Origin of the sequence: Lacticaseibacillus saniviri JCM 17471 = DSM 24301, assembly GCF_001311785.1 — a bacterium.
GTDB classification, from domain to species: Bacteria; Bacillota; Bacilli; order Lactobacillales; family Lactobacillaceae; genus Lacticaseibacillus; species Lacticaseibacillus saniviri.
On the sequence record NZ_BBBX01000001.1, the window covers coordinates 66,437 to 92,059 of the forward strand.

Sequence of the window (25,623 nt, forward strand, 5' to 3'; positions counted from 1 at the left end):
GTAATCTGAGAAACAAGGAGGCGATTGTGTTATGCGTGTTTTAGATCTTGTCGGACTCAATCAACAGCAGGTGGCGACATTAGCTGATGAGGGAATTGAGGTGGTGACCAAGGCCACGGAGACCATCGATGCAGTGTACGGTTGGGGGCCTCAAGCGGCATCGCTTTTAGACCAGGGGCCATCGTTTCACTTTGTTCAGTCCTTCTCGGCGGGGGTCGATTATTTTCCCTTGGCAGCCTTAAAGGCAGCGAACGTTGAGCTCGCTAATACCAGTGGCATTCATGCAGTACCGATTGCAGAAAGCGTGCTGGGTTATCTGTTAGCCTTTGGCCGCGGTGTGATTGATGACAAAATGATTTTCACCTCGAGAATAAGCAGGCGATTGTCTACGGCACCGGCAATATTGGCCGGCAGATTGCGACTTACTTGCGAGCACTCGGTGTGACTGTTGTTGGGGTTAATACCCATGGTGAAGCCGTGGCACCTTTTGATCGCACCGTTGCCATGGTGGATGCCGACCCGGCACAGGCGGATTTATTATCAATGTGCTGCCGCTGACACCCCAAACACATCATCATTTTGATGCGCGCTTCTTCAAGCACCTGAGTAAGCAACCGATCTTTGTGAATGTCGGCCGCGGCCAAAGCGTCGACCAATCCGCGCTGGTGAGCGCGCTGAAGCAAAACCAAATCAGTGGTGCCGCGCTCGATGTTTTCGAACAAGAACCACTGCCTCAAAACGATCCACTCCGGCAACTCAAACACGTGATTTTGACCCCGCATATTTCCGCTTTGGGCCGTAACCTCAAAGAAGAGGCGTTCAAAGTCCTGGAAGCAAATCTGATTGCACTCAAAAACAACACACCACGCACCCATTTGGTAGATCTCAACGCAGGTTATTAAGGGAGGATCATGATGATGAAACAAACTTTAGAACAGACCATGCAAATGATTGACGAAGCACAAGTGACCGGTAAGCCCGTTGTTCTCACCACAATGGCTCGGCACAGCCATCAGGGCATCGTTACCGAAATCGAACCAGGGCAAGTGAAGCCATTCGCCGAACGGTCCATTCTCCATCTGGAAACAGCGCGCGGCATCAAGCGCGTGGAGGTTTATGCAATCACCAAAATCAAGTGGGCTGATTAATCGCCTCGATACACGATAATCAAGTGCGTTTCATTTAACAAGAAATCAAAAAGAGATTGTGACCACAATATTGGCGGTCACAATCTCTTTTTTGTTTGATTGGTTGTCGCTATTGCGCGATCAGCTCAACAAGGGCGGTTTTATCAATCCCGGTAAAGTAGCCATTGGTATCAACATTCGCCAGTGCCTTGTTGATGTGTTCACGGTCGTAAATCGTGCCCTGCAGTTTGTCGGCAACCTCGGTGGCATCCTTTGAACCGAAGAAGTCCCCATAGAAGTGAATGGCCTCGATCCGGCCATTGGCAATGGTGAGACGTGCATCGACGGTCCCCATATCAAAGTGTTGCCGCTTCTTCACTGTGAAGGCAGGGGACTTGCCATAAACCCAGTCCCAATTGTTGTAGTAGTCGTCGTACAACTTATCGATTTCGACTTGATCCGCCGCGGTCACGTGATATTCCTTATCCTTGATGCTGTCGATATCGGTGACATTAAAGAGCCCCTTGAGCAGTTGATCGCGGAATTCTTCAATCCCGATGTTTTGGAATTCGGGAGCTAAGTAAGGGCGTAAGTTGGTCACACGAGACCGAACTGACTTGATACCTTTGCTCTTAATCTTGTCTTCAGGGACATTCAGTACTTGAGGCACCACATCCATGTCGACATCCAGCATCAGCGTGCCGTGCGAGAACGTTTTGCCGTTACGGGTGTACATCGCATTGCCTGAGAACTTCTTGCCATCAACCAGGATATCGTTTCGGCCTGACACTTCAGCCGAGGTCGCACCCATTTGGTGTAAACGTCCACAATCGGTTGGGTGAAGGACTTGAAATCACCGAAGTCCTCAGAGTCGGCGTCTACCACGAATGAGAAGCACAAATTGCCCAGATCCTGATACACCGCGCCACCACCGGACAAGCGGCGGGTCACGACGATATTGTGGTCCTCAACGTATTTTTGATTCAGTTCCTCCAGCGTATTTTGATTGCGGCCAACAATCACGCAGGGTTTTTCATAATAAAACAACAATAGGGGTTCATCGAAGTTCTTCGCGTTCATTAAATATTGTTCAGTCGCCAGGTTCCGGCGAATATCATGATCCTTCATAATCACATAATACATAACAACATCTCCTTCAAAATCATTCTACGCGAGATGACACCGAATGGAAAGCGATTTCTTTTTGCCTACCGCAACGAGGTGGCGTATACTGTTGGTTAATGAACGATGAAGGGAAGATGAGAATATGGCAACAAAGCGTTATCAAGATGATCTCTATCAGCCGTTAATGGCGAATGGGAAGAAACAGCGGTGATTCCTGACGACAAACCAGCAACTGGTGGCTTCCAGGACTTAGCTGATGAAGTCGAAAAACAATTACTGGCTGATTTTGCGGCGGTCGCAGATGGGAGCAAACAAGCGCCCAGCGCCGAATTCGGTGAAGCGGTCAAACTCTATCAACTTGCCAAAGACTTTGAACAGCGCAACCAATTAGGCATCACGCCCGCAATTGAACGCTTAACTTGGTTCAAAACACTCACCTTTGACACCTTCAATGCCCATCTGGGCGACATAGATCGTGATCTGTTACCATTACCGATTGCCATCGATGTCGAACCCGACATGAAAGATACCAGCAAGAACTCACTGATGTTGACGGGCCCAAGCACCATTTTACCTGATACCACTTACTACGCCGAGGACAATCAACAGGGACCACAGCTGATTGCCTTGTGGCGGCAGATGGCGGAAAAGGTCTTGGCACAAAGTGATTTGAGTGATGCCGAACAGAGTGCCTATCTGGATGATACCTTAGCCTTTGACCGCTTAATTGCGGCCCGCATCAAGAGTAGCGAGGAATGGGCTGACTATCCAAAGGCTTATAACCCACAATCCTTCGAACAGGTTGCTAAGGCGTTGGCCCCATTTGATTTTGAAGCTTACACCACCGCACTATTCAATCACAATCCGGAGACCATTATTGTTGGTGATCCTCGGTTCTTAGAAGAATTCAGTGGCCTCTTCAACGAAGCCAACTTCACCCTGTATCAACGGTGGGCTTATGTGACCGATTTGCTCAGCAATACCGGTTATTTGAGTGACGGCTTGCGGATTACCGGTGGTGAATTCGGGCGGGCATTATCTGGCAGTCCCGAAGCACCTAGCCAAATCAAGCACGCTTACCGGCTAGCAAACAGCTTCTTCAGTGAACCGATTGGGATTTATTATGGTCGCACCTATTTTGGTGAAGCGGCAAAGGCTGATGTCACGGCACTTGTTGAACGCATGATCAAGACCTATCAGAGCCGGCTACAAAACTCGACTTGGTTATCACAATCGACCAAAGATCAAGCCGTGGTCAAGCTCGATAAGATGGTGCTCAAGATGGGATACCCGGATAAGGCTCGCGAAATCTATCAACAATTACACGTCGATAGTGATCGCGACTTGTTGAGCAACGTCATTCAACTCGCTCAGATTCGTCACCAAGACCATTTGAGCAAGCTCACCCAACCGGTGGACCGGACAACGTGGAATATGCCTGGGCACCTCGTCAATGCGAGCTATGACCCTTCACGCAATGATATTACGTTCCCAGCTGCCATTTTGCAGGCACCATTCTATTCCCTTGAACAGAGTGACAGTCAGAATCTGGGTGGCATCGGTGCAGTCATCGCCCACGAAATCTCTCATGGGTTTGATAACAACGGCGCGCAATTCGATGAATTCGGTAACTTACACGACTGGTGGCAACCAGAAGACTACAAGCAATTCAATCAATTGACCCAAGCCATGATTGAAGAGTTCGATGGTCTAGAAACAGCTGCTGGTAAGGTCAACGGGAAGTTAGTCGTCTCAGAAAATATTGCGGATGCCGGCGGGCTTGCGGCCGCACTCGAAACGGCCATGCAGGAAAAGGATGTTGATCTCAAGGCGTTCTTCATCAACTGGGCCCGTGTCTGGCGCCAAAAGGCTCGGATTGAGTATCAACAATTACTGCTCAGCATCGATGTTCATGCACCGGCTGTGTTGCGCGCCAATGTGCAACCTCAGAACCTGGATGAATGGTACACCACATTCGATGTGCAACCAGGCGATGGCATGTATTTAGCACCTGAAAAACGCATCCACATCTGGTAATCGGAATCACAAAAAAGGATACACGACATCAATTTTTGTCGTGTATCCTTTTAATATGCTTTAATTTAGATCTGATTTTTACTTTTTGGTAGTCTCGCGGAACAGCATATTCAAAACTTTTTTAACCGTGAGTGCGTTCAAGTGCATACAGCGCCGTCTCATTGTCGGGATCTACTTCTAAAACACGCTGCGCATATAGATGGACGGTAGCTTGATCAACTTCTGCATCGGGTGATTCCCATGTATGAAGTGCAGCCAATAAATCAGCGATATTGTTGGGGTCTCTTTCAATGACATGTTGTATGTGCGCAAAGGCTAACGTATAGGCACCGGGTATCCAACTATAAAAACCAATTAATGCCGTTGCAGCGGCACGATGCGCTTCCTGCGAATCCGTCTTTAGAATCCAATATTCAAGAAACAAGTAATATGAAAAATCCTTTTTCTCAGAGGCTAACTCATCTATCGCATGTTCTAATTCAGAATCAGAAACCTGATCGCGTAGTTTGAGAACGGCATCAAAATCATTGCTTCCTATGAGCGTCGCAACTTTATTTTTAAAATTCAACCATTCTTCACTGACGGAGTACCTAGGCATTGCTAATCGCCATCCTTCCATAATCATCACTGAACACGGAGCCATATAACCTGCTCGCTGCCATTATACTAGTACTTGAGAACAAATAAATAGGTAAAAAAAATGCCCCTTCATGTTGGACAACGCAATCCAACATGAAGGGGCACATCAATTAATTTTGTCACAGCACTTTAGAATTGATAATCGTCGTCATTCATTGGTTCAACTTCACCGATTCGATAACCGTTACCGACTTGGGAGAAGAAGTCGTGGTTAGCCGTACTGGTTGAGATCCCATTCATAACAATCGGATTACGTCCGCGGCTGTATCAGGGAAGAGGGGTTCTTGACCCAAATTCATGAGCGCTTTATTGGCATTGTAACGCAAGAAAGTGAGCACTTCTTCCGTCCATGTTGTCTTGGCATAGACATCTGTTGTATAGCCTTCTTCGTTCGCGTAGAGCTCGTACAACAAGTCGTACATCCAATCCCGCATCTTGTCTTGTTCTTCCGTAGACAGCTCATTAAAGCCCAATTGGAACTTGTAACCGATATAGGTCCCGTGGACACTTTCATCGCGGATAATCAGCTTGATGATTTCGGCAACGTTAGCCAGCTTGTTGTTCCCCAAATAATAGAGTGGGGTAAAGAAACCTGAATAAAACAGGAAAGTTTCAAGGAAGACACTGGCAACCTTCTTCTCCAAGGCTGTCCCCGTGTGATAGATACTGTTGATCCGGTTGGCCTTGTATTGCAGATGTTCGTTGTTGTTGGTCCAGTCAAAAATCTCTTCGATTTCAGCCGGTGTATTCAACGTTGAAAAGATGGAGGAATAACTCTTAGCATGAACAGATTCCATGAATTGAATGTTATTCAGAACGGCTTCTTCTTGTTGCGTCCGGATGTTTTGGCGCAGACTTGCCATCCCATCTTGACTCTGCAGGGTATCCAAGAGGGTCAAGCCCCCAAAGACGTGGCCAACAACCCATTGTTCATCAGGGGTCAAACTACGCCAATCATCCAAGTCATTGGACAGGGGGATTCGCGTGTCCAGCCAGAATTGTTCCGTCAGTTTTTCCCATGTGGCCTTATCGATTTGATCTTCAATCGCGTTCCAGTTAATTGCTTGATAGTTTTCTGTCATTATTATTGTCTCCCTTTATCATCTCAACAAACTTTAAGGGTGTACCTCATTCGGCACACCCTTAAAGTTTAACCTATTTTCAGGCGCGGTGCTTAGATCACACAACTTTCGCAAGCGTTACTGCCGATTTCTTCTTGGTCATCGGTGTAAGTGCGAATGTAGTAGATCGACTTGATGCCCTTATGATGCGCGTAGTTGCGCAAGATATTGAGGTCACGGGTCGTCATCTTATCGGTACGACCGTCCTTCCAAGGGTATAAGCCAGCAGGAATGGTACTGCGCATGAACAGGGTCATCGACATACCTTGGTCGACGTGTTGTTGTGCCGCAGCGTAAACATCAATCACCTTGCGCATGTCAATGTCATAGGCACTTTCATAGTAAGGCAGGGTTTCATTCGACAGGTTAGGGGCTGGGTAGTAGATCGTCCCAATCTTCTTTTCCTGACGATCTTCAATCCGGTTGACGATGGGTTGAAGGGAAGCACTGGTATCGTTGATGTAGCTGATTGACCCATTAGGCGCCACAGCCAAACGATTTTGGTGATACAAGCCATCTTGCATCACAGCATCCTTCAATGCCTGCCAGTCAGCCTTGGTTGGCAGATCGACATTGACGAACAATGCGGCCACCTTTGCTGTTTCAGGTGCCCAATCCTGTTCAAGGTACCGGTCAAAATAACTACCGTCTGCATAGGCACTCTTGTCGAAGTTGACAAAAGTTTCATGACGTTCCTTGGCAATGGCATTGGAAGCCTTCAAGGTATAGTAGTTGAGCAGCATGAAATAGATGTTGGTGAAATCGAGTGATTCTTCAGACCCATAATACATCTGATTGGAAGCAAAATAGGTGTGCAGGCCCATGGCACCTAAGCCGATGGTGTGTGCTTGTTCGTTCCCAGCTTCAATCGAAGGCACAACGTCGATCTGACTGTGATCCGTCACATAGGTCAGTGCACGAACCATTGATTCAACACTGTGACCGAAGTTTGGACTCTTCATCAAGTTTGGAATGTTGGTTGAGCCCAGGTTACATGAAATATCGGTCCCCATGGTGACATATTCTTGCCGATTGTTGATGGCAGAAGGGGTTTGAACCTGCAAGATTTCGGAGCACAAGTTACTCATGATGATCTTGCCGGCAATGGGGTTCGCCGCATTTGCGGTATCGATATTGATGACGTAAGGATAGCCGGATTCTTGTTGCAGCTTAGAAATTTCATTTTCCAAGTCGCGGGCCTTGATCTTGTACTTCTTGATTTCAGGATTAGCGACCATGTTGTCGTATTCCTTGGTGATGTCGATGTAAGAGAAAGGTTGACCATAGACCTTTTCAACTGAATAAGGTGAGAAGAGGTACATGTCCGCATTTTGTTCAATCAGTTCGTAGTACTTGTCAGGGACAATCACGCCCAAGCTCAGTGTCTTCAAGCGATATTTTTCATCCGCGTTTTCTTTCTTGGCACCCAAGAAAGAAATGATATCAGGATGGAACACGTTCAAATACACAACCCCGGCACCTTGACGTTGGCCCAATTGATTGGAGTAGGAGAAGGAGTCTTCGAGTAACTTCATAACGGGTAAGACACCACTGGCTGCACCATCGATGCCCTTGATTGGTGCACCCGCTTCACGCAAGTTGCTGAGGGTGAGACCGACCCCACCACCGATGCGAGAGAGTTCGAGTGCGGAATTAACCGCGCGGCCGATACTGTTCATATCGTCGGTGATCTGGAGTAAGAAACAAGACACCAATTCACCACGGCGCGCACGACCGGCATTCAAGAAAGAAGGGGTCGCTGGTTGGTAACGCTGATGAATCATTTCATCCGCCAGATCCATGGCAAGTTGTTCATCGCCATCCGCAAAGAACAAGGCATTCACAAAAACACGATCCTTGAAGTCTTCGAGGTATTGCGCCCCGTCATTGGTCTTTAAGGCGTACTGTGCATAGTACTTGTAGGCCGCCATAAAGGACTTAAAATGAAAATCTTGGTCGTTTAAGTATTGATAGAGCTTGTTTAAGAAAGCTGGTTTGTATGCGGCCAAAAATTCGGCTTCATAATATTCTTCTTTAACTAAGTAATCGAGACGCTCCTGAAGCGAACTGAATTGGCGCATGTTGGGCTGCACGTTTTCAGTGAGAAAGGCTTCAAGCGCTGCCTTATCTTTTTGCAGCGGGATTTGACCGTCGATGGGGATGTTAATTTCATTATTAAGGGCGTAATAGCTCACTTGATCGGGCTGAATTGTTTTTAAAGACATATACCGTTCACCACTTTCTGGAAAATAGGGATTAAAAAACCGGCCTTAGACAGCCAGTTGCTTTAATTCATCAGGACGGAACCCTGAGAATGTCATTGTGCCCGCTTCGAGGACAGGAACCATTTGGTAGCCCTTGTCTTTGAGGTAGTCAATGTATTCGGGTTCTTCATTAATATTATGTTCGGTATAGGTTAAGTTGTGTGTGTCCAAGTAGTGCTTCGTCATCCGGCACTGTGGGCAACCATTTCGAGTAAATAATGTGATCTCGTTCATAAATACCGCCTCGCTTTTAATTGATAAGCTAAGCATACCCAAGATATAGTGGCCTGTCAACGAAAAGCTCACTATATCTTGTGCCCATTTTGGCGAACCCCTATATCTAGCGGGTTACGCGACGTGGTTAATTCCTATATCTAGTATAGCAAGGATTGCCACCAGTCACAATTGAGACAACAAAATAAAAATTGGTCTACTTCCAGTTAAGCCCCAACATAATGTATAATAACCAGAAAAATAATGATTGGTTGCCAATCTCAAAAGGAGGGGGTCAGCATGCAACTTGAAACCATTTTGCTCACAAACGCTGCCACGCAACGCTTGATGATAGCGCGCTATATCTACACCGCAGATCACAGCTTGTCACTCAATGAACTGGCAACGCATCTCAACCGGTCGCGCAAGCAAGTCTATGAGTATGTGCATACCATTCAACACGAGCTGAGCCTGATGCAGCAACGCCCCGTCATTCTCTTGCAGCACTCCGGCCTGATTGATCGCCGCCAATTACCACTGGGAGCTTACCAGCGTTTCTTATTCAAACAGTCATTGGCACTCCAATTGGTGCTGGCCACACTGACTCATCCAACATGGCGTGAACAAGATTTCATCGATGCACATCGCATCAGTCGAGCGACTTTGCATCGGCGCGTCAGTTCACTGCGCCAATTCCTCAAACCCTACGCCATCACCCTCGAGTACCAACCCCTGCGCCTGCGCGGCACTGAAGCAACGATTCGCTTGCTCTATGCCCAACTCTTGTGGCCCTTGGTGATGGATTATCAGCACCTGTTGCCAGAACTTGACCCGCGCCTCGATCAATTGATGCAACAGCCGGAGTTAACGGCCTATTTGCCGAACACGACGTTTTACCGCGCGTTCGGTTAGCGATTCAAATTGCGATTTTACGGCAACAACAACACGCCGATATCAGCTTAAGCCAGGTCAGTGGGTTCACATTACCGGAGACCCCGCCAACAATTCGCGCTTCATTCAGCTTGACCGAACAAGATTGGGCCTTCATCTATCTGCAGGAGTGGATGCCGCCACATTTTCACGATGATCAAGATAGCGAGCTGATCACACTCATTGCGAGTCAGGCGCGTCAGAACACACTGAGCTGGCAATTCGTCAGTTATCTCGATGAGGCACTGAATCGCCACTTCCTACTGCCTGTTCGCGCGCTCACGCAAGATCACGTGCTATTGGCCAATTTGCTCACGGTCAGTATTACAGCACTGATGTTCAATCAGCCGTTCCCACAATTGGAAGCGCTTGATTACCTAATCGATCCAATGAACGCTTACCATCGGAGCTTGGCTGAACATTTGACCCAGACACTCAATGAACTCCCACCAGGACTAGATGAATTCGGGGCCGTGCGCGACCAGCTTTTGCCCGTTTTGTATCAACTGATTCTGCCCAAAGTAACCGCGGTTAGTCGCAGTGACACCTTAAAGATTGCTTTCGATCCGCGATTGTCGCAATTAGCAATCAATCGACTCACCCAGAACTTGCAACACGTGCGTTATCTCCAAATTGTGTCCATCGACCAACAACCCGATTTGGTCGTCAGCAGTGAATACAATCATCAACTCGCCCCATATTCAGCCAGTGTACCTGAATACGCGTTTGAGGCCGCCGAATTTGAGGGTTGGGCCGAACTGCATCGGCACTTGTATACCTTGAGTCTAGAAAAACGCACCCAGAAACTGTGAGCCAGTCGCTGATAGAAGATAAAAGAGAGAAGTTGTGACAAAGACGCTTTGGAACACGATTAATCTATTTTGTTCGGAAATTTAAAGAGAGCCTGTGTCAAAACCGATTGGTTTTGACACAGGCTCTTGGTCGTTTAAACAAGGAAAGGCTCTTGTCCCAGATGCATTAGAGAATAGGGGAAAGTAGACGGGAAAAGCGCTGCTTGAAGTGTAACCACCGTGACTGATGATTAATTTCTTCCATTGTCAGCAGGCGACTCTTCTTCAAGTCATCTTCAAAAATATCTCGCAGTTGGCCGGCCACTTGGCGGTCATAGATAAAGGCATTGATTTCAAAGTTTAACTTAAAGCTGCGGATATCGAGATTCGCCGAACCCACAGATGCGATTTTGCCATCCACAATCATGGTCTTCGCATGCAGGAACCCATTTTGATAGTGGTAAACCTTCACGCCCAAAGCCGTTAACGCATTGGCGTAATACTGTGTGGCGCGGAAGATGAAGGGGTGATCCGGCATATCGGGCACCATGATTCGGACATCAATACCGGACAATGCGGCACTGGTTAAGGCGTCAAAGACGGTATCATCGGGTACCAGATACGGCGTTTGAATCCAAACCGACTCCGTTGCGCTACTGATCATCTTGGTGTAACCGAACTTAATCTGCTGATGATGATTGTCGGGCCCAGACGCCACAATTTGAATCGGCGTGTTGAGCTGACTGGGCTCCGTGTTCTCCAATGGTTTGACGGAATAGGCGATTTGCTTGTCGTCCTTAACTGTCGCGTTCCAATCCATCAAGAAACGAACCTTGAGCGCTTGCACGGTGTCACCTTGAACGCGCAAGTGGGTGTCGCGCCAATAGCCAAACTTGGGGGCTCGTGACACATACTGATCACCAACATTGAAACCACCGATGTAGCCCACGGCATCGTCAATCACCACGACTTTGCGGTGATCACGATAATTCAACCGAAAATCGGTGAAAATGTGTTGTGAGCTAAAATAGGTTTCAACCTGGCCACCGACATCCGTGAGTGGCCGCCAGAACTTAGCCGTTGCCCCGAGCGAACCCCAGGCGTCATACAACACCTTGATGGTGACGCCTTCTTTGGCCTTTGCAACCAAATGACGTTGCAGTTCATGCCCCAATTGATCCGCATAGATGGTGTAGTACTCAATATAGATGAATGATTTCGCCGCATCGATGTCGCGAAAGAGGGCAGCGAATTTCTTTTCACCATCGGTATAAATCTGCAATTGATTATTGCCGAGCACAGGTGCTTGGTCCGTGTTTAAAAACAAATTGACCAGTTCACGGCTGGCAGGACTCAAGTCGCTGGGCGGCAGTAGCCGATTGCGATTATTTTCATGTTTTTGAAGGGCCAAAAAGGCGTCAACCCCAGCCACATATTGTTCCTGAATCTGTTGCACTTTCTTTGCTGATAGGCCGCGACCGGCGAACATATAGATCCCAAACCCAATGACCGGTAGGAATATCAGCACTAATAGCCAGGCCCACGTGGTTGAAATATCGCGCACCTCACGCAAAACGGTGATAATGGCACCCAAAGTATTGAGCACCAGAATTGCCACCACAATCCACATAATCGTTGTCATAAACGCCTCCTAATAGCGTTATTGTACCCAAACCCCGCACGACTGTCACGGTATAACCCGTAGATTGCAAAATTTTTACTTTACTTACTAATTGTCAGTTGATAGAATAGTTAAGTACTTTAATTTTAAAAAGGTGGTATTTCATTTTGAAAACAGAACTTTTAAGCTTATTGAAGAACCGTCGCTCCATTTATGCCCTGGGCAAGAACGTCACAGCAAGTGATGCCGATTTGGTCGAGTTGATGGAGGAAACGATTGAACAAAGCCCAACTGCTTTCAACGCACAGACAACACGTGCTGTCTTCTTATTCGGCGCTAACCACGACAAGTTATGGGATATGGTCGTAGAACGCTTAAAGAGTGAAGTACCTACAGAAGCTGCTTACGAATCAACCAAGAAGAAGATTGCTAGCTTCAAGGCTGCCTACGCAACCATTTTGTACTACACAGATGAACAAGTCGTTCGCCAACTCGAAAAGGACTTCCCATTGTATGCCGATAACTTCGCAACATGGGCGGAACAAGCACAAGGTTCAGCACAACTCAATGTATGGACAATCTTGGCCGAAAACAACATTGGCGCAAGCATCCAGCACTATAACCCAATCATCGATGACCTGGTAAAGGAAGCCTTCAATATTCCTGATAACTGGACATTACGTGCGCAAATGCCATTTGGTTCCATTGAAGCACCAGCTGGCGACAAGGACTTTATGGATCGTGACAAGCGGTTTATGGTTTTAAAGTAATTTAATCTTAATCTTAAAAAGGACTGAAATGACCCTTGTACGGGTTATTTCAGTCCTTTTTATTTACTGCTGTTCTGCCTCACGCAGCCCTTGTTGTGCGAGCTGATGTGCACCCTGATTGACGCGATCGGGCACCCACTGTGTAATCAAATTGGGAAATTGATCGGTTCTTTCTAGCAACGCGGCCAATAATGCGGGATAATGTTTGGCGTAGCGTTTGTCCAAGGCGTCGAGCACTAATTTGGAGTCAGTCGCGTAGCTCACAAGACCCGTGTTCAATTGATGAGCCAAGAGGTAGTCAAAGCCCGCTAAAGCAGCATGAAATTCGGCCTCGTGATTTGTCATTGCTGGCAGGGGCAAATGGAGTTGGACCTGGTCGTGGTCGTTGACAATCAGGACACCGACACCACCAATTCCCGTGTTGCCTTTTGTCGCTGCGTCTGTGTATAGTTTAAGCATATCTTCTCCTAAAAGGGGGTCATCGTTTGACCAAATTCTATTATCAACCTGCATGGGTGGACCTCGTCAGTTTCTGGGGACTCATCCTCACAGGTATTGCTGGGGCGATCATTCTGCAAGAAGAGACAACCGGTCTATCCATTCCCGCACTCATTATCGCTATTGTAGCGCTAATCATCGGTATTTTTCAAAGTCAGCGTTACCGTCTCGTGATTACAACCGATACCGTCGTGTTGAACAAGGCGTTTTCGAGCAATCAACTCGTGATTCCGTTTGCCGCGATTGACAATTTCAGCGTGAAGGGCCGGACACTTTTTTGAAACGCAGAACTACGGCTCATTTCATGTGGTAAGCTTATTGAAACGGCAACAATTGATTGACGCGCTGGTTGCCGCTGGGATTACACGCATTCATTGAGGGGGAATTGACATGTTAGATATTGAGATTGCACAGGAAAACGAGAAAACACAAATGCGCCCGATTACCGAAATCGGTGCCCAAATTGGTTTAAGCGCCGATGACCTCGAGAACTACGGCAAATCTAAGGCCAAACTCAGCTTTGACGCACTCAACCGGTTACGTGATCAACCATTCGGTAAGTTGGTTTTGGTCACATCAATCAATCCACGCCTGCGGGTGAAGGCAAATCAACCGTCACCGTTGGCTTAGGTGATGCGTTGAACCAACGGCATCAAAAGGCGGTTATCGCGTTACGGGAGCCTTCCCTGGGTCCCGTCATGGGAATGAAGGGTGGTGCGACTGGTGGTGGGTTTGCCCAAGTCGTTCCGATGGAAGACATCAATTTGCACTTCACCGGTGATATGCACGCATTGACCAGCGCCGTCGATACTTTAGCCGCATTGATCGATAACCACTTGCAACAGGGCAATGAGCTCAATATCGATCCCCGCCGCATTCTGTGGCACCGCGCCCTCGATATTAACGATCGGGCACTGCGCAACATGGTGATTGGGATGGGTGGCCCATTGTCTGGTGTGCCACGTGAGGCCAGTTTTGATATCACCGTCGCCAGTGAGTTAATGGCTGTCTTGTGCCTGGCTGAAGACTTGGCCGACTTGAAGCAACGCATCAGCCGCATTGTAATCGGCTATACATACGCCAAGGAACCTGTGACGGTGGAACAGCTTCAAGTGACGGGCGCCATCACAATGTTATTACGCGATGCGATTAAGCCTAATCTGGTGCAAACGTTGGAACACACACCAGCACTGATTCACGGCGGACCATTCGCGAACATTGCTCACGGCTGTAACTCTGTTTTGGCCACCCGCAGTGCACTGCAATTGGGTGACATTGCCGTTACCGAAGCCGGTTTTGGTGCCGACCTGGGTGGTGAGAAGTTCTTAGATATCAAAACCCCAGTCTTAAAGAAGACACCTGACACCATCGTTCTAGTCGCAACGGTTCGGGCCTTAAAATACAACGGTGGGATGGCACTCAAAGACTTAACGACCGAGTCACTCGATCACTTGCAACAAGGGTTTGCCAATCTCAAGCGTCACATCGAAAACATGCAACAGTACCATGTGCCCGTCGTCGTTGCGATCAATCGCTTCACCAGTGACACCGACGCCGAAGTGGCCTACCTGGTCGACGCTTGTCAACAATTGGGTGTCACCGCTGTGCCAACAACAGTTTGGGGTGATGGCGGCCGCGGTGGACTTGACCTCGCCGACGCCGTGCTTGAAGCCCTCAAGCAGCCAAGCAATTTCACACCGCTCTATGACGTCAATCAAGATGTCAAAACCAAAATTCAAACCATCGTGACGAAGATTTATGGTGGCGCCGATGTGCAGTATGATGCCAAGGCGCTCCAATCATTGAAACTCATTGAACAAAACGGCTGGGACAAACTACCTATTTGTATGGCAAAGACGCAGTACTCCTTGTCTGATGATCCAAAGCAATTAGGTGCACCAACAGGCTTCACCGTTCACGTCCGTGACATTACACCAAAATTAGGTGCCGGCTTCTTAGTTGTGATGACGGGGAATGTGTTGACGATGCCAGGCTTACCAAAGCACCCAGCCGCCCTCGATATGGATGTGACCGCAGATGGCGTTATCTCAGGCTTGTTCTAATCTCCTCACACCAAGCGAAATCGCGCAGGCAATGAGACAACCAATCCCGAATACACAAGGCTTTCTTGCCGGTTTTGGCAATCCCAAGCCACGCTTAATCTTGGTCGGAGAGGCACCCGGAGAAACAGAACTCACCTCGCACCGGCCCTTTAGTGGCCGCGCGGGGGCTAAATTAGCATTGATGCTTGATGTACTCGGTCTCACGCGGGCGGATGTGTTCATTACGGTGAGTTTTCCGCGCCGACCGATTCGGTTGAACGAAAAAACCCAGCGCGTGGTCAATCGGCCACCAACGGCCAATGAGATCTTGGCGGATGCCGACTTGCTCGATTGCGAGTTGAGTCGATTGCCACAGGTCCCGCTCTTATTGATGGGCAATACCGCCATCAATCGCTTGTATCAAGGCCGGGTGAGTGATTACGCGGGCCAAATCATTCACCACACGTTGAAGCACAAACGCGATCAACAATTGATGTTTACCGGTGCCGTGCGAACATTCGCTGTTTGCGCGCACCCAGCGGCCTTGCTCTATCGCAAACAGACCGAGCAAGCGACACTTGCACAACTTAGCGCCATCAAGGCCCAACTCTTGGAGGATTTTGCATGATTTATCTATTAATTGCACTCGCAGTACTCGGCATCGATTATGCCGTCAAACTGTGGGTGGTTCAACACTTGGCCATCAACGCCACACAGGTGCTGATTCCCAATGTGGTGAGTCTGACTCACATCAAAAATACCGGGGCCGCTTATGGCATGCTCGCCGGCAAGCAATGGGTGTTTTATATCATCACCGTCATTGCGCTGATTATGTTGCCACACTATGGCGGGGCAGTGCCCACAAGGTGATGTATCGCTTAGGCTTGGCCTTGATACTCGCCGGGGCACTCGGTAATTTCATCGATCGTGTGCGTTTCCAGTACGTGACCGATATGTTCCAACTCGATTTCATCAACTTCGCTATTTTTAATGTCGCTGATATGAGTCTGACCATCGGTGTGATCTTAGTGCTCATCCATATCCTGTTTTTCGATAAGGGGGATACACTGTGAAATTCACCGTCACCACCCAAACCGGGCGCATCGACAAGGTGTTGAGTCAAGCCGATCTGGACTTCACACGCAGCCAACTCCAAAACTGGCTCAAAGCGGATCTGATTACCGTCAATGGGGCGGCGGTCAAGGCTAATTACAAGGTTGCCCCAGCTGATGAAATCGACATCACGGTGCCAGAACCCGAACCGCTCGGAGCGGTGCCGGAAGACATTCCATTAGATATCGTGTATGAAGATGACCAAGTGATTGTCGTCAATAAGCCGCAGGGCATGGTGGTGCATCCAGCACCAGGTCACGCGACCGGCACGCTGGTCAACGGCTTGCTCTTTCACGTCGATTTATCAGCGATTAATGACGTGGTGCGGCCGGGCATTGTGCACCGCATCGATAAGGACACCAGTGGCTTACTGATGGTGGCCAAAACACCTGAAGCACAACAGTCACTCTCTGCCCAACTCAAGGATAAAAGCTCGATTCGTGAATATTACGCCTTGGTTCATGGCACCTTTAAGGAAGATCACGGCCGCATCGACGCACCACTGGGCCGCGATCCAAAAGATCGAAAAAACAGGCGGTGGTGCCAAATGGTCGCCACGCCGTCACCAATTTTGAAGTGGTTGAACGCTTCGAGAAGTTCACCCTGATCAAATGTATTTTGGAAACTGGGCGGACGCATCAGATTCGGGTGCATCTGGCTTACATTAAGCATCCGGTCGCTGGAGACCCCATGTATGGCCCCAAGCAAACCTTGATCGGAAAAGGGCAATTTCTACATGCCGCGAAATTAGGCTTTGTCCACCCAACAACGGGCAAATTGCTGATTTTTGAGGCGCCATTACCCGCCATCTTTGAAGAAACGCTTGAAAAGTTGCGCCGAGGCATTGACACCACCCATAAAATTCGATAAGCTTAGTCCAATTGAACAAGACCTTTAATTAAGTCCAGAGAGGCTTAGAAGGACCGGACCCGCTGCGGTGGGCAACTGTGTGACTGAGGACCAAACTAAAGTCGCCTTCTATTCTCGAACTGGATAGAAGGCGACTTTTTTGTGCAGAAGGGGAGATTAATGATGAAACAAGTTGTAGATACAGTGACCATGAAACGCGCGCTGACGCGGATTACCTACGAGATCATCGAACAAATAAGGGCTTGGAAGATTTGGTCTTTGTGGGCATCAAGACACGAGGCATCTACCTGGCACATCGCATTGCGGACCGTCTCGAACAACTCGAGGGTATCAAGGTGCCGGTGGGTGAACTCGACATCCGCTTGTATCGCGATGACGTGCATAAGGTCGATCACCATCAAGAACCCGAGATTTCCGGCAGTGATATTCCGGTATCCATTACCGACAAACACGTGATTCTGATTGACGATGTGCTTTTCACCGGTCGCACGATTCGGGCCGCGCTGGATGCCCTGATGGATCTGGGCCGCCCACAAAAAATTTCACTGGCCGTCTTAGTCGACCGGGGACATCGTGAATTACCGATTCGCCCTGATTTCGTTGGGAAAAACATTCCAACCTCACTCAAGGAACAGATTCACGTCAATGTCGAAGAGGTTGATGGCACAGACAGTATCACAATCGAACAATTGGAGGATTAAACATGACGCAATATCATAACGACGACGCAGTTTTAGATATTCAAGATAAACCCAAATTCGGACAATGGGTGGGCTTATCCATTCAGCACTTATTTGCCATGTTCGGTTCCACGGTCTTGGTTCCCATCCTGGTTGGCCTGGACCCAAGTATCGCGCTGTTTTCAAGCGGAGTTGGGACCTTACTCTACATTCTGATTACCAAGGGTAAAATTCCGGCTTACATGGGCTCAAGTTTCTCCTTCATCACCATCATGCAGGCACTGATGAAGGGCGCCGGTTATCCCGCCATCGCGCAAGGCACCTTGCCGTCGGGATTGTGTACCTGATTGTGGCCCTCATCGTCAACTTCGCCGGAAGCGCCTGGATCGACCGCGCCTTGCCACCAGTTGTGGTTGGCCCCATCGTCATGGTCATCGGGCTGAGTCTTGCCGGCACAGCCACAACCGATGCCACCATGCGGACCGTATCAGCCACTAAGAGCGTGTATGACCTGCGCTACTTCGCGGTGGCGATGATTACGCTGGCCGCAACCATTATCTACAATATGTATCTGAAGAAATTCATCAGTTTGCTACCCATCTTATTAGGCATTATCACAGGCTACATTGTGGCGCTGTTCTTCGGCATTATCGATTTCACACCGGTGATGCAGGCCAAGTGGTTTGCGCTGCCTAACTTCCAAATTCCATTCGTCACCTACAAACCGGGCATTTACTGGGGCGCCATTCTATCCATGGCACCACTGGCCTTTGTCACCATGACCGAGCACATGGGTCACATCATGGTCTTAGACAAGTTAACCAATCGGAACTTCTTCAAAGATCCTGGCTTGAACCACACACTGGCCGGTGACGGGACCGCATCCGTATTTGCCAGCTTAGTCGGTGGCCCACCAATCACCAGTTACGGTGAAAACATCGGTGTCCTTGCCATGACTAAGGTCCACAGTGTGTACGTCTTGGGCGGTGCCGCATTCTTCGCTGTCATCTTCGCCTTTGTCGGCAAGTTATCAGCACTCATTCACACGATTCCAGGGCCTGTTATCGGCGGCATCAGCTTCCTCTTGTTCGGGGTGATTGCCTCAAACGGACTTCGGGTCTTAATCGACAACCAAATCGACTTCAATAAGAAGCGGAACTTAATGATTGCGTCCACCATCTTGGTTATCGGGATTGGGAACGCCAGCTTGCAATTTGCCGGTTACAGCTTCTCTGGTCTTGCTTTAGCGACCGTGATTGGGATTGCGATGAACTTCATCTTACCAGCCCACGCTGCTAACGAAGAGGAGGCCAATGACGGTGACCTTTAAGCATTTTGTCAGCGCAGACCAAGTCGATAACCAAACGGCCAATGAACTGATTGCCCGCGCTGAAGCATTCAAAGCAGGGGCGACAGCAAGTTATCCGGACGTATACGTCAGCAATCTCTTCTTTGAACCCAGCACCCGGACGCACACCAGTTTTGAGGTGGCTGAACAACGCTTAGGCCTCAAGGTCATCAGTTTTGATCCCACCCACAGCTCGGTGCAAAAGGGTGAAACACTTGAAGACACGATTCGCACATTAAATGCCATTGGCATCAACATCGCCGTGATGCGCCATCCGCAAGCTGACTACTACCGCGATCTGATGACCATCAGCGATACCGCGATTGTGAACGCCGGTGACGGTGCTGGCCAACATCCATCACAGATGATGCTTGATCTCATGACCATTCACGAAACGTTCGGCCACTTTGAAGGCTTGCGCGTCGGGATCGTCGGCGACATCTCACACTCACGCGTGGCCCGCTCGGATGCGGCACTGCTCACGCAACTCGGCGCAAGTGTGAGTTTCTCTGGACCAGCTGCCTGGTACGATGATAGTTTCGCAAGCTTCGGGAACTTTGTCGGCCTCGATGAACTGCTACCGCAAGTCGATGTCTTGATGTTACTGCGCGTCCAGTTAGAACGGTTCGATGATGTCGAACGTGAGTCCTTCGCCAAGGCTGACTACCACCGCCAATACGGCATCACTGAAGCGCGTGCCGCTCAACTCAAACCAGAAGCCATCATCATGCACCCGGCACCCGTCAATCGCGATGTTGAATTGGCGAGTGCACTGGTCACAGGGCCGCAGTCGAAGATTTTTACCCAGATGCATAACGGCGTCTATATGCGCATGGCCATGCTTGAAAAATCATCCAAGCGCAACACAACGCCTAAGGATCACACTCAGGAGGTTTCGATATGCTTATTAAAAACATCACCCGCGTCGGAGAAAATCACCCCAGCGACATGCAGATTGTCGACGGTCGCATCGCTCGCATCGGCCATGACCTAGCTGTTCAAGACGACCAGGTCATTGATGGCACCGGCTTAACGGCTGCACCCGGCTTCATCGATGTCCATGTGCACTTCAGAGAACCCGGATTCACCCGTAAGGAAACCATCAAAACCGGGAGTCAGGCCGCAGCACACGGCGGGTATACCACAGTGGTTGCCATGCCAAACCTCGACCCGGTGCCCGATAATATCAACGACCTCAAGCAGTTACTCGACAAGAATCGCACAGACGGGGTGGTGCACATCGAACAGTTTGCACCCATGACCAAAGCACTCACGACAACTGACTTAGTGGACTTCACCGCGCTCAAACAACTCGGTGCGCTGGGCTTCTCAAATGATGGGAAGGGTGTGCAAGACGCCCAAACGATGTTGCAAGCCATGCAGGATGCAGCAAAGGTCAATGCACCGATTGCCGCGCACATCGAAGACGAATCACTGGTCAATCACGGCGTCATCAATGCTGGGCCCACAGCAACCAAATTAGGACTACCGGGCATCAGCAACGAGAGTGAGTCCAGTCAGTTGGCCCGCGACTTACAGCTGGCTGCTTCGACTGGGGTCCACTATCACGCTTGTCACATCTCAACCCGCCAGAGTGTCGAACTGATTCGGCACGCCAAGGCTGCGGGGGTTAACGTCACCGCGGAAGTCTCACCGCATCATCTCCTCCTGGATGACAGCATGATTCTGCGCGATGATCCGATGTTCAAAATGAATCCGCCATTACGCTCACCAGAAGATCGCAACGCCTTAATTATCGGCTTGCTGGACGGCACCCTCGATATGATTGCAACCGATCACGCACCACACACTCAAGCTGAAAAGAGTGGTTCCATGGCGACTGCCGCATTCGGCATTGTCGGTCTCGAAACAGCCTTCAGCTTGCTACATACCCATCTGGTGGTGCCAGGCATCATGCCTTTAACCACCTTAATCGACAAAATGAGTGGCAATCCCGCCCGCGCTTTTCACCTCAATGCCGGTGAGCTAAGTGTTGGCCAAGTTGCCGACATCACCTTATTGGACCTGAACAAGCAGACAACAATCGACCCAACCACTTGGTATTCAAAGGGCACCAACAGTCCCTTCATCGGCCAGACGGTCACGGGTATGGTGCATACCACGATTGTTGCCGGGCACATCGCTTATCAAACGGAGGACTGACATGAAACGTTATCTGATTTTAGAAGACGGCAGTGTATTTGCAGGTGAGGGCTTCGGCGCACCAACCATCACGACTGGCGAAATTGTGTTCAACACCGGGATGAGCGGCTACCAAGAAACCATTACCGACCAAAGTTATAACGGCCAAATCATCACGTTTACTTACCCACTGATTGGCAACGCCGGCATCAACCGCGATGACTACGAGAGTATCAATCCGACGACAAAGGGCGTTGTCGTCCGGGAAGTCGCTCGCATTCCAGGCAACTGGCGCGCACAGATGAGTCTCGATGAATTCTTGAAGCGCAAGAACATCCCCGGCATCTCTGGCATCGACACGCGCGCACTGACCAAAATCTTGCGCGACCACGGCACGATGAAGGCCAGCATTGTTGACGCGGCGGATGATCACGCCTTTGACCAATTGAAAGCACTGGTCCTGCCCAAGAATCAAGTCCAACAAGTCTCGACCAGCCAACCGTATCCGGCACCAGCTACCGGCCATAATGTGGTGGTCATCGACTTCGGACTCAAGCACAGTATCCTACGCGAACTGGGTAATCGAAACTGTAATCTGACCGTGATGCCCTACACGACGACCGCTGAAGAGATTCTGGACCTCAATCCGGATGGAGTGATGTTGAGTAACGGCCCTGGGGATCCCAAGGACGTGCCTGAAGCACTCACCATGATTCGCGGTATCCAGGGTAAGATTCCACTGTTTGGCATCTGCTTGGGTCATCAACTGTTTGCCCTCGCCAATGGCGCCGATACCTTCAAAATGCGTTTCGGCCACCGTGGCTTTAATCACCCCGTGCGCGAAATCGCAACGGGTCGCATCGATTTTACCAGTCAAAACCACGGCTATGCGGTTGACCCTGATTCAATTAATCCAGACACCTTATTAGTCACCCATGAAGAAATCAATGACCACACTGTTGAAGGATTGCGGCATCGGCTGTATCCAGCATTTTCCGTGCAGTACCATCCCGATGCAGCGCCTGGTCCACACGATGCCAACCATTTATTTGACGAATTCATCGAGATGATGGACGCACAATCCGCAAAGGGGGAGCAGCATGCCTAAACGCACAGATATTCATAAGATTTTGGTCATCGGATCTGGTCCCATCGTGATCGGCCAAGCCGCCGAGTTCGACTATTCGGGCACGCAAGCCTGCCTGGCACTGAAGGAAGAAGGCTATGAAGTGGTGTTGGTGAATTCCAACCCGGCCACCATCATGACTGATACCGAGATTGCCGATGAGGTCTATATCGAGCCCTTAACCCGCGAATTTGTCAGCCAAATTCTGCGCAAAGAACTCCCTGATGCGATTCTGCCGACAATCGGTGGCCAAATCGGGCTCAATCTCGCGATGGAACTCGCAAACAGCGGCATTCTTGAAGAACTCGACATTCAGTTACTCGGCACCAAGCTCGAAGCCATCGATCAAGCCGAAGACCGAGAATTGTTCAAAAACCTCATGAATGCCTTGGGTGAACCGATTCCCGAATCAACCATCGCGCATAATTTGGCCGAAGCCCACGCTTTTGCGGATAGCATCGGTTACCCAGTAATTGTGCGTCCCGCGTTCACCATGGGCGGTACCGGTGGCGGGATTGCCAAGAATCCAGCAGCTCTGGATGAAATCGCCGCAGCCGGCTTGGATCTCTCCCCAGTGACACAGGTTCTAATCGAGCGCTCGATTGCAGGCTTCAAGGAAATCGAATTTGAAGTGATGCGCGATAAGAACGATAACGCGATTGTGGTCTGCAACATGGAAAACTTTGATCCCGTCGGTGTCCACACCGGGGACTCGATCGTGTTCGCGCCTGTCCAAACACTGACCGATAAGGAAGTACAGAGTCTGCGGGATGCGGCACTCAAAATCATCCGCGCCCTCAAAATCGAAGGGGGCTGTAACGTTCAGTTAGCCCTTGATCCCGACAGCTTTAACTACTATGTGATTGAAGTGAACCCGCGGGTGTCTCGCTCCAGTGCGCTGGCCTCTAAGGCAACGGGGTATCCAATCGCGAAGATGGCGGCCAAGATTGCGGTGGGATTGACCCTCGATGAAATCAAGAATCCAATCACGCAAACCACCTTCGCTGAATTCGAACCCATGTTGGATTATGTCGTGGCGAAGTTGCCACGCTTCCCATTCGATAAGTTTGAATCCGGTGACCGGAAACTCGGCACACAGATGAAGGCCACCGGGGAAGTCATGGCCATTGGGCGCACCATTGAGGAATCCTTACTCAAAGCGGTCCGCTCACTGGAAGTTGGCGTGATTCATCTGGAACGGCCTGAATATCAAAGTGTCAGCGACGATGAACTGACGGACCAGATTATTCAGCCCAACGATGACCGCTTGTTCTACTTGGCTGAGGTCTTGCGCCGCGGCTTCACGATTGAAGAACTTGCGGAATTATCCCGCATCAATCCATTCTTCCTAGACAAAATCAAACATATCACCGAGATTGAAACGGAGCTCGCCGCTAACAAGGGTGACCTCGACATGTTGGCGATTGCCAAACGCAACGGCTTTGCCGATCAAACCATTGCCGAGCGCTGGGACATTCTACCGGATCAAGTGCGCCAGATGCGCCAAGAAATCGATCTGGTCCCAACCTACAAGATGGTCGATACCTGTGCGGGTGAATTTGAATCCACCACACCATATTTTTACAGCACTTATGAGAAGACCACAGAAAGCACGCGCAGTGGTCGTCCCAGTGTGCTCGTCATCGGATCTGGCCCCATTCGTATCGGCCAGGGGGTCGAATTCGACTACGCCACCGTCCACAGTGTGCAAGCGATTCAAAAGGCGGGTTTTGAAGCCATTATCATGAACAGTAACCCAGAAACGGTCTCAACCGACTTCTCAATTTCTGACAAACTGTACTTTGAACCACTCACACTGGAAGATGTGCTGAATGTCATTGATGTTGAACAACCCATCGGTGTCATCGTTCAGTTCGGTGGCCAAACCGCCATTAATTTGGCTGAACCACTGGCTAAGCGCGGCATTAAGGTCTTGGGAACGCAGGTAGAAGACCTGGATCGGGCCGAAGATCGTGACTTGTTTGACCAAGTCATCAAGGAACTCAAGATTCCACAACCAAAAGGTGCAACGGCAACCAACAAGAAAGAAGCCATTGCCATCGCTAACGACCTGGGTTATCCCGTGCTGGTGCGGCCGAGTTACGTCTTAGGTGGTCGAGCGATGGAAATTGTCAACAGCGAATCCGAACTCGCCAACTACATCGACCGTGCGGTGTCGGTCTCAAATGACCACCCCGTGTTAATCGATCAGTACCTGGTCGGCAACGAATGTGAGGTCGATGCGATTTCTGATGGCAACACCGTCGTTATTCCAGGGATTATGGCCCACATCGAACGCGCCGGCATTCACAGTGGCGATTCGATGGCCGTGTACCCACCACAAGATTTTGCGCCAGAGATTATCGACCAAATCACCGAATACACCATCGCACTCGCGCATGCGCTCAACTGTGTGGGGATGATGAACATTCAATTCATTATCAATCACGACCAGGTGTACGTGATTGAAGTGAACCCACGTGCCAGTCGAACCGTGCCATTCTTGAGTAAGGTCACCGGGATTCCAATGGCCCAATTAGCCACGCAGGCCATCTTGGGCAGTGACTTAACCGACTTGGGCTACCACACGGGGTTGATGCCCAATGCCAGCGGTGTCCACGTCAAAGCACCAGTCTTCAGTTTCTCAAAGCTCGCCAAGGTCGATAGTGTCCTGGGCCCTGAGATGAAATCAACCGGGGAAGTCATGGGGAGTGACCAAACACTCGCCAAGGCACTCTACAAAGCTTTTGAAGCCGCACATACCCATTTACCTGCATACGGCACCGTGCTCTTCACCATCGCTGATCCGGACAAGGCAGAAGCAGTCGGCCTGGCCAAGCGGTTCCGTGAGATCGGTTATCGCATTGTTGCGACTGCCGGCACCGCCGAAACGTTTGCTGATAACGGCATCCAAGTCACACCAATCAGCAAGTTGGGTGAAGGCACCAATCAAAACGCGATTCCAGATGCGATTGCCGATCGCAAACTCAGTCTAGTCATCAACACGATGACCACCAACCAAGGCGCGGCACACGACGGTCTCAAGATTCGCCAAGCTGCCATCGACCACGGTGTGCCACTGATGACGAGTCTGGATACCGCCGATGCGATTCTGAAGGTCTTAGAATCGCGCGCTTTTACCACACAGAGTATCTAACACCCACAC

Annotated in this window: 15 protein-coding genes and 10 pseudogenes; 18 read left to right on the forward strand and 7 right to left on the reverse strand. The window is 49.7% G+C overall.

What is annotated here, in order from left to right:
• The first annotated feature begins 31 nt into the window (after positions 1-31).
• The 3 genes and pseudogenes from JCM17471_RS13715 (at position 32) to JCM17471_RS00355 (ending at position 1,148) form a co-directional block, all read left to right on the forward strand.
• Positions 32-445, forward strand: a complete 414-nt coding sequence (locus tag JCM17471_RS13715) for a Rossmann-fold NAD(P)-binding domain-containing protein (protein ID WP_054776424.1) — start codon at positions 32-34, stop codon at positions 443-445.
• Positions 415-902: pseudogene (locus JCM17471_RS13725) on the forward strand (NAD(P)-dependent oxidoreductase). The gene JCM17471_RS13715 and the pseudogene JCM17471_RS13725 overlap by 31 nt, the downstream one beginning before the upstream one ends.
• 15 nt (positions 903-917) lie before the next feature.
• On the forward strand, positions 918-1,148 hold the full coding sequence (locus JCM17471_RS00355; RefSeq protein ID WP_147660966.1) for a hypothetical protein: 231 nt from the start codon (positions 918-920) through the stop codon (positions 1,146-1,148).
• A 109-nt stretch (positions 1,149-1,257) separates the two neighbouring features.
• Here JCM17471_RS00355 and lplA read toward each other — a convergent pair.
• Positions 1,258-2,270: pseudogene (gene lplA, locus JCM17471_RS00360) on the reverse strand (lipoate--protein ligase).
• Between the two features lie 124 nt (positions 2,271-2,394).
• On the opposite strand from lplA, the pseudogene JCM17471_RS00365 reads away from it, so the two are divergent.
• Positions 2,395-4,289 (forward strand): annotated as a pseudogene (locus JCM17471_RS00365) (M13 family metallopeptidase).
• 121 nt (positions 4,290-4,410) lie between these two features.
• Here JCM17471_RS00365 and JCM17471_RS00370 read toward each other — a convergent pair.
• From JCM17471_RS00370 to nrdH, 4 genes and pseudogenes are all read right to left on the reverse strand, one after another.
• Positions 4,411-4,908 carry a hypothetical protein gene (locus JCM17471_RS00370; protein ID WP_147660967.1) on the reverse strand — a complete coding sequence of 166 codons (498 nt, stop codon included), beginning with the start codon at positions 4,906-4,908 and terminating at the stop codon, positions 4,411-4,413.
• A 149-nt stretch (positions 4,909-5,057) separates the two neighbouring features.
• Positions 5,058-6,010 (reverse strand): annotated as a pseudogene (gene nrdF / locus JCM17471_RS00375) (class 1b ribonucleoside-diphosphate reductase subunit beta).
• Between the two features lie 92 nt (positions 6,011-6,102).
• Complete coding sequence (gene nrdE, locus JCM17471_RS00380; RefSeq protein ID WP_054776428.1) at positions 6,103-8,274, reverse strand: class 1b ribonucleoside-diphosphate reductase subunit alpha; 2,172 nt, start codon at positions 8,272-8,274, stop codon at positions 6,103-6,105.
• Between the two features lie 45 nt (positions 8,275-8,319).
• Positions 8,320-8,547: a glutaredoxin-like protein NrdH gene (gene nrdH, locus JCM17471_RS00385; RefSeq protein WP_054776429.1), complete on the reverse strand. Its 228-nt coding sequence runs from the start codon at positions 8,545-8,547 to the stop codon at positions 8,320-8,322.
• A gap of 279 nt (positions 8,548-8,826) precedes the next feature.
• Here nrdH and JCM17471_RS00390 point away from each other — a divergent pair, with 279 nt between their 5' ends.
• Both JCM17471_RS00390 and JCM17471_RS00395 read left to right on the forward strand, forming a co-directional pair.
• Positions 8,827-9,438: a helix-turn-helix domain-containing protein gene (locus JCM17471_RS00390; RefSeq protein WP_054776430.1), complete on the forward strand. Its 612-nt coding sequence runs from the start codon at positions 8,827-8,829 to the stop codon at positions 9,436-9,438.
• A 110-nt stretch (positions 9,439-9,548) separates the two neighbouring features.
• Entirely contained in the window at positions 9,549-10,268 is a 720-nt protein-coding gene (locus tag JCM17471_RS00395; protein ID WP_054776431.1) for a hypothetical protein, read from the forward strand.
• Positions 10,269-10,434: 166 nt separating this feature from the next.
• On the opposite strand, the gene cls is transcribed toward JCM17471_RS00395, so the two are convergent.
• Positions 10,435-11,889, reverse strand: coding sequence for a cardiolipin synthase (gene cls / locus JCM17471_RS00400; RefSeq protein ID WP_054776432.1), 1,455 nt, complete (start codon positions 11,887-11,889; stop codon positions 10,435-10,437).
• Between the two features lie 146 nt (positions 11,890-12,035).
• On the opposite strand from cls, the gene JCM17471_RS00405 reads away from it, so the two are divergent.
• The gene (locus tag JCM17471_RS00405) at positions 12,036-12,638 is read left to right on the forward strand and encodes a nitroreductase family protein (RefSeq protein WP_054776433.1); all 603 of its coding nucleotides are present in this window, start codon (positions 12,036-12,038) and stop codon (positions 12,636-12,638) included.
• Positions 12,639-12,701: 63 nt separating this feature from the next.
• On the opposite strand, the gene JCM17471_RS00410 is transcribed toward JCM17471_RS00405, so the two are convergent.
• Positions 12,702-13,097, reverse strand: coding sequence for a ribonuclease HI family protein (locus JCM17471_RS00410; protein ID WP_054776434.1), 396 nt, complete (start codon positions 13,095-13,097; stop codon positions 12,702-12,704).
• A gap of 26 nt (positions 13,098-13,123) precedes the next feature.
• On the opposite strand from JCM17471_RS00410, the gene JCM17471_RS00415 reads away from it, so the two are divergent.
• The 11 genes and pseudogenes from JCM17471_RS00415 to carB all read left to right on the forward strand — a co-directional run bounded on the left by JCM17471_RS00415 (position 13,124) and on the right by carB (position 25,614).
• Positions 13,124-13,417 (forward strand): EbsA family protein, encoded by a 294-nt coding sequence (locus tag JCM17471_RS00415; RefSeq protein ID WP_054776435.1) that lies wholly within the window; start codon positions 13,124-13,126, stop codon positions 13,415-13,417.
• A gap of 109 nt (positions 13,418-13,526) precedes the next feature.
• Positions 13,527-15,199, forward strand: a pseudogene (locus tag JCM17471_RS00425) (formate--tetrahydrofolate ligase).
• Positions 15,174-15,806 (forward strand): uracil-DNA glycosylase family protein, encoded by a 633-nt coding sequence (locus JCM17471_RS00430; RefSeq protein ID WP_054776438.1) that lies wholly within the window; start codon positions 15,174-15,176, stop codon positions 15,804-15,806. Before JCM17471_RS00425 ends, JCM17471_RS00430 begins: the two are co-directional and overlap by 26 nt.
• Positions 15,803-16,251: pseudogene (gene lspA / locus JCM17471_RS00435) on the forward strand (signal peptidase II). Before JCM17471_RS00430 ends, lspA begins: the two are co-directional and overlap by 4 nt.
• A pseudogene (locus JCM17471_RS00440) lies at positions 16,248-17,161 on the forward strand (RluA family pseudouridine synthase). The pseudogenes lspA and JCM17471_RS00440 overlap by 4 nt, the downstream one beginning before the upstream one ends.
• Before the next feature lie 159 nt (positions 17,162-17,320).
• Positions 17,321-17,862: pseudogene (gene pyrR, locus JCM17471_RS00445) on the forward strand (bifunctional pyr operon transcriptional regulator/uracil phosphoribosyltransferase PyrR).
• Between the two features lie 2 nt (positions 17,863-17,864).
• A pseudogene (locus JCM17471_RS00450) lies at positions 17,865-19,171 on the forward strand (uracil-xanthine permease family protein).
• Positions 19,155-20,036 (forward strand): annotated as a pseudogene (locus JCM17471_RS00455) (aspartate carbamoyltransferase catalytic subunit); the annotation flags it as partial. The pseudogenes JCM17471_RS00450 and JCM17471_RS00455, both read left to right, overlap by 17 nt.
• A 53-nt stretch (positions 20,037-20,089) precedes the next feature.
• Positions 20,090-21,352 (forward strand): dihydroorotase, encoded by a 1,263-nt coding sequence (gene pyrC, locus JCM17471_RS00460; RefSeq protein ID WP_054776439.1) that lies wholly within the window; start codon positions 20,090-20,092, stop codon positions 21,350-21,352.
• 1 nt (position 21,353) lies between these two features.
• Positions 21,354-22,439 carry a carbamoyl phosphate synthase small subunit gene (locus tag JCM17471_RS00465; RefSeq protein WP_054776440.1) on the forward strand — a complete coding sequence of 362 codons (1,086 nt, stop codon included), beginning with the start codon at positions 21,354-21,356 and terminating at the stop codon, positions 22,437-22,439.
• On the forward strand, positions 22,432-25,614 hold the full coding sequence (carB, locus tag JCM17471_RS00470) for a carbamoyl-phosphate synthase large subunit (protein WP_054776441.1): 3,183 nt from the start codon (positions 22,432-22,434) through the stop codon (positions 25,612-25,614). Before JCM17471_RS00465 ends, carB begins: the two co-directional genes overlap by 8 nt.
• The last annotated feature ends 9 nt before the right edge of the window (positions 25,615-25,623 follow it).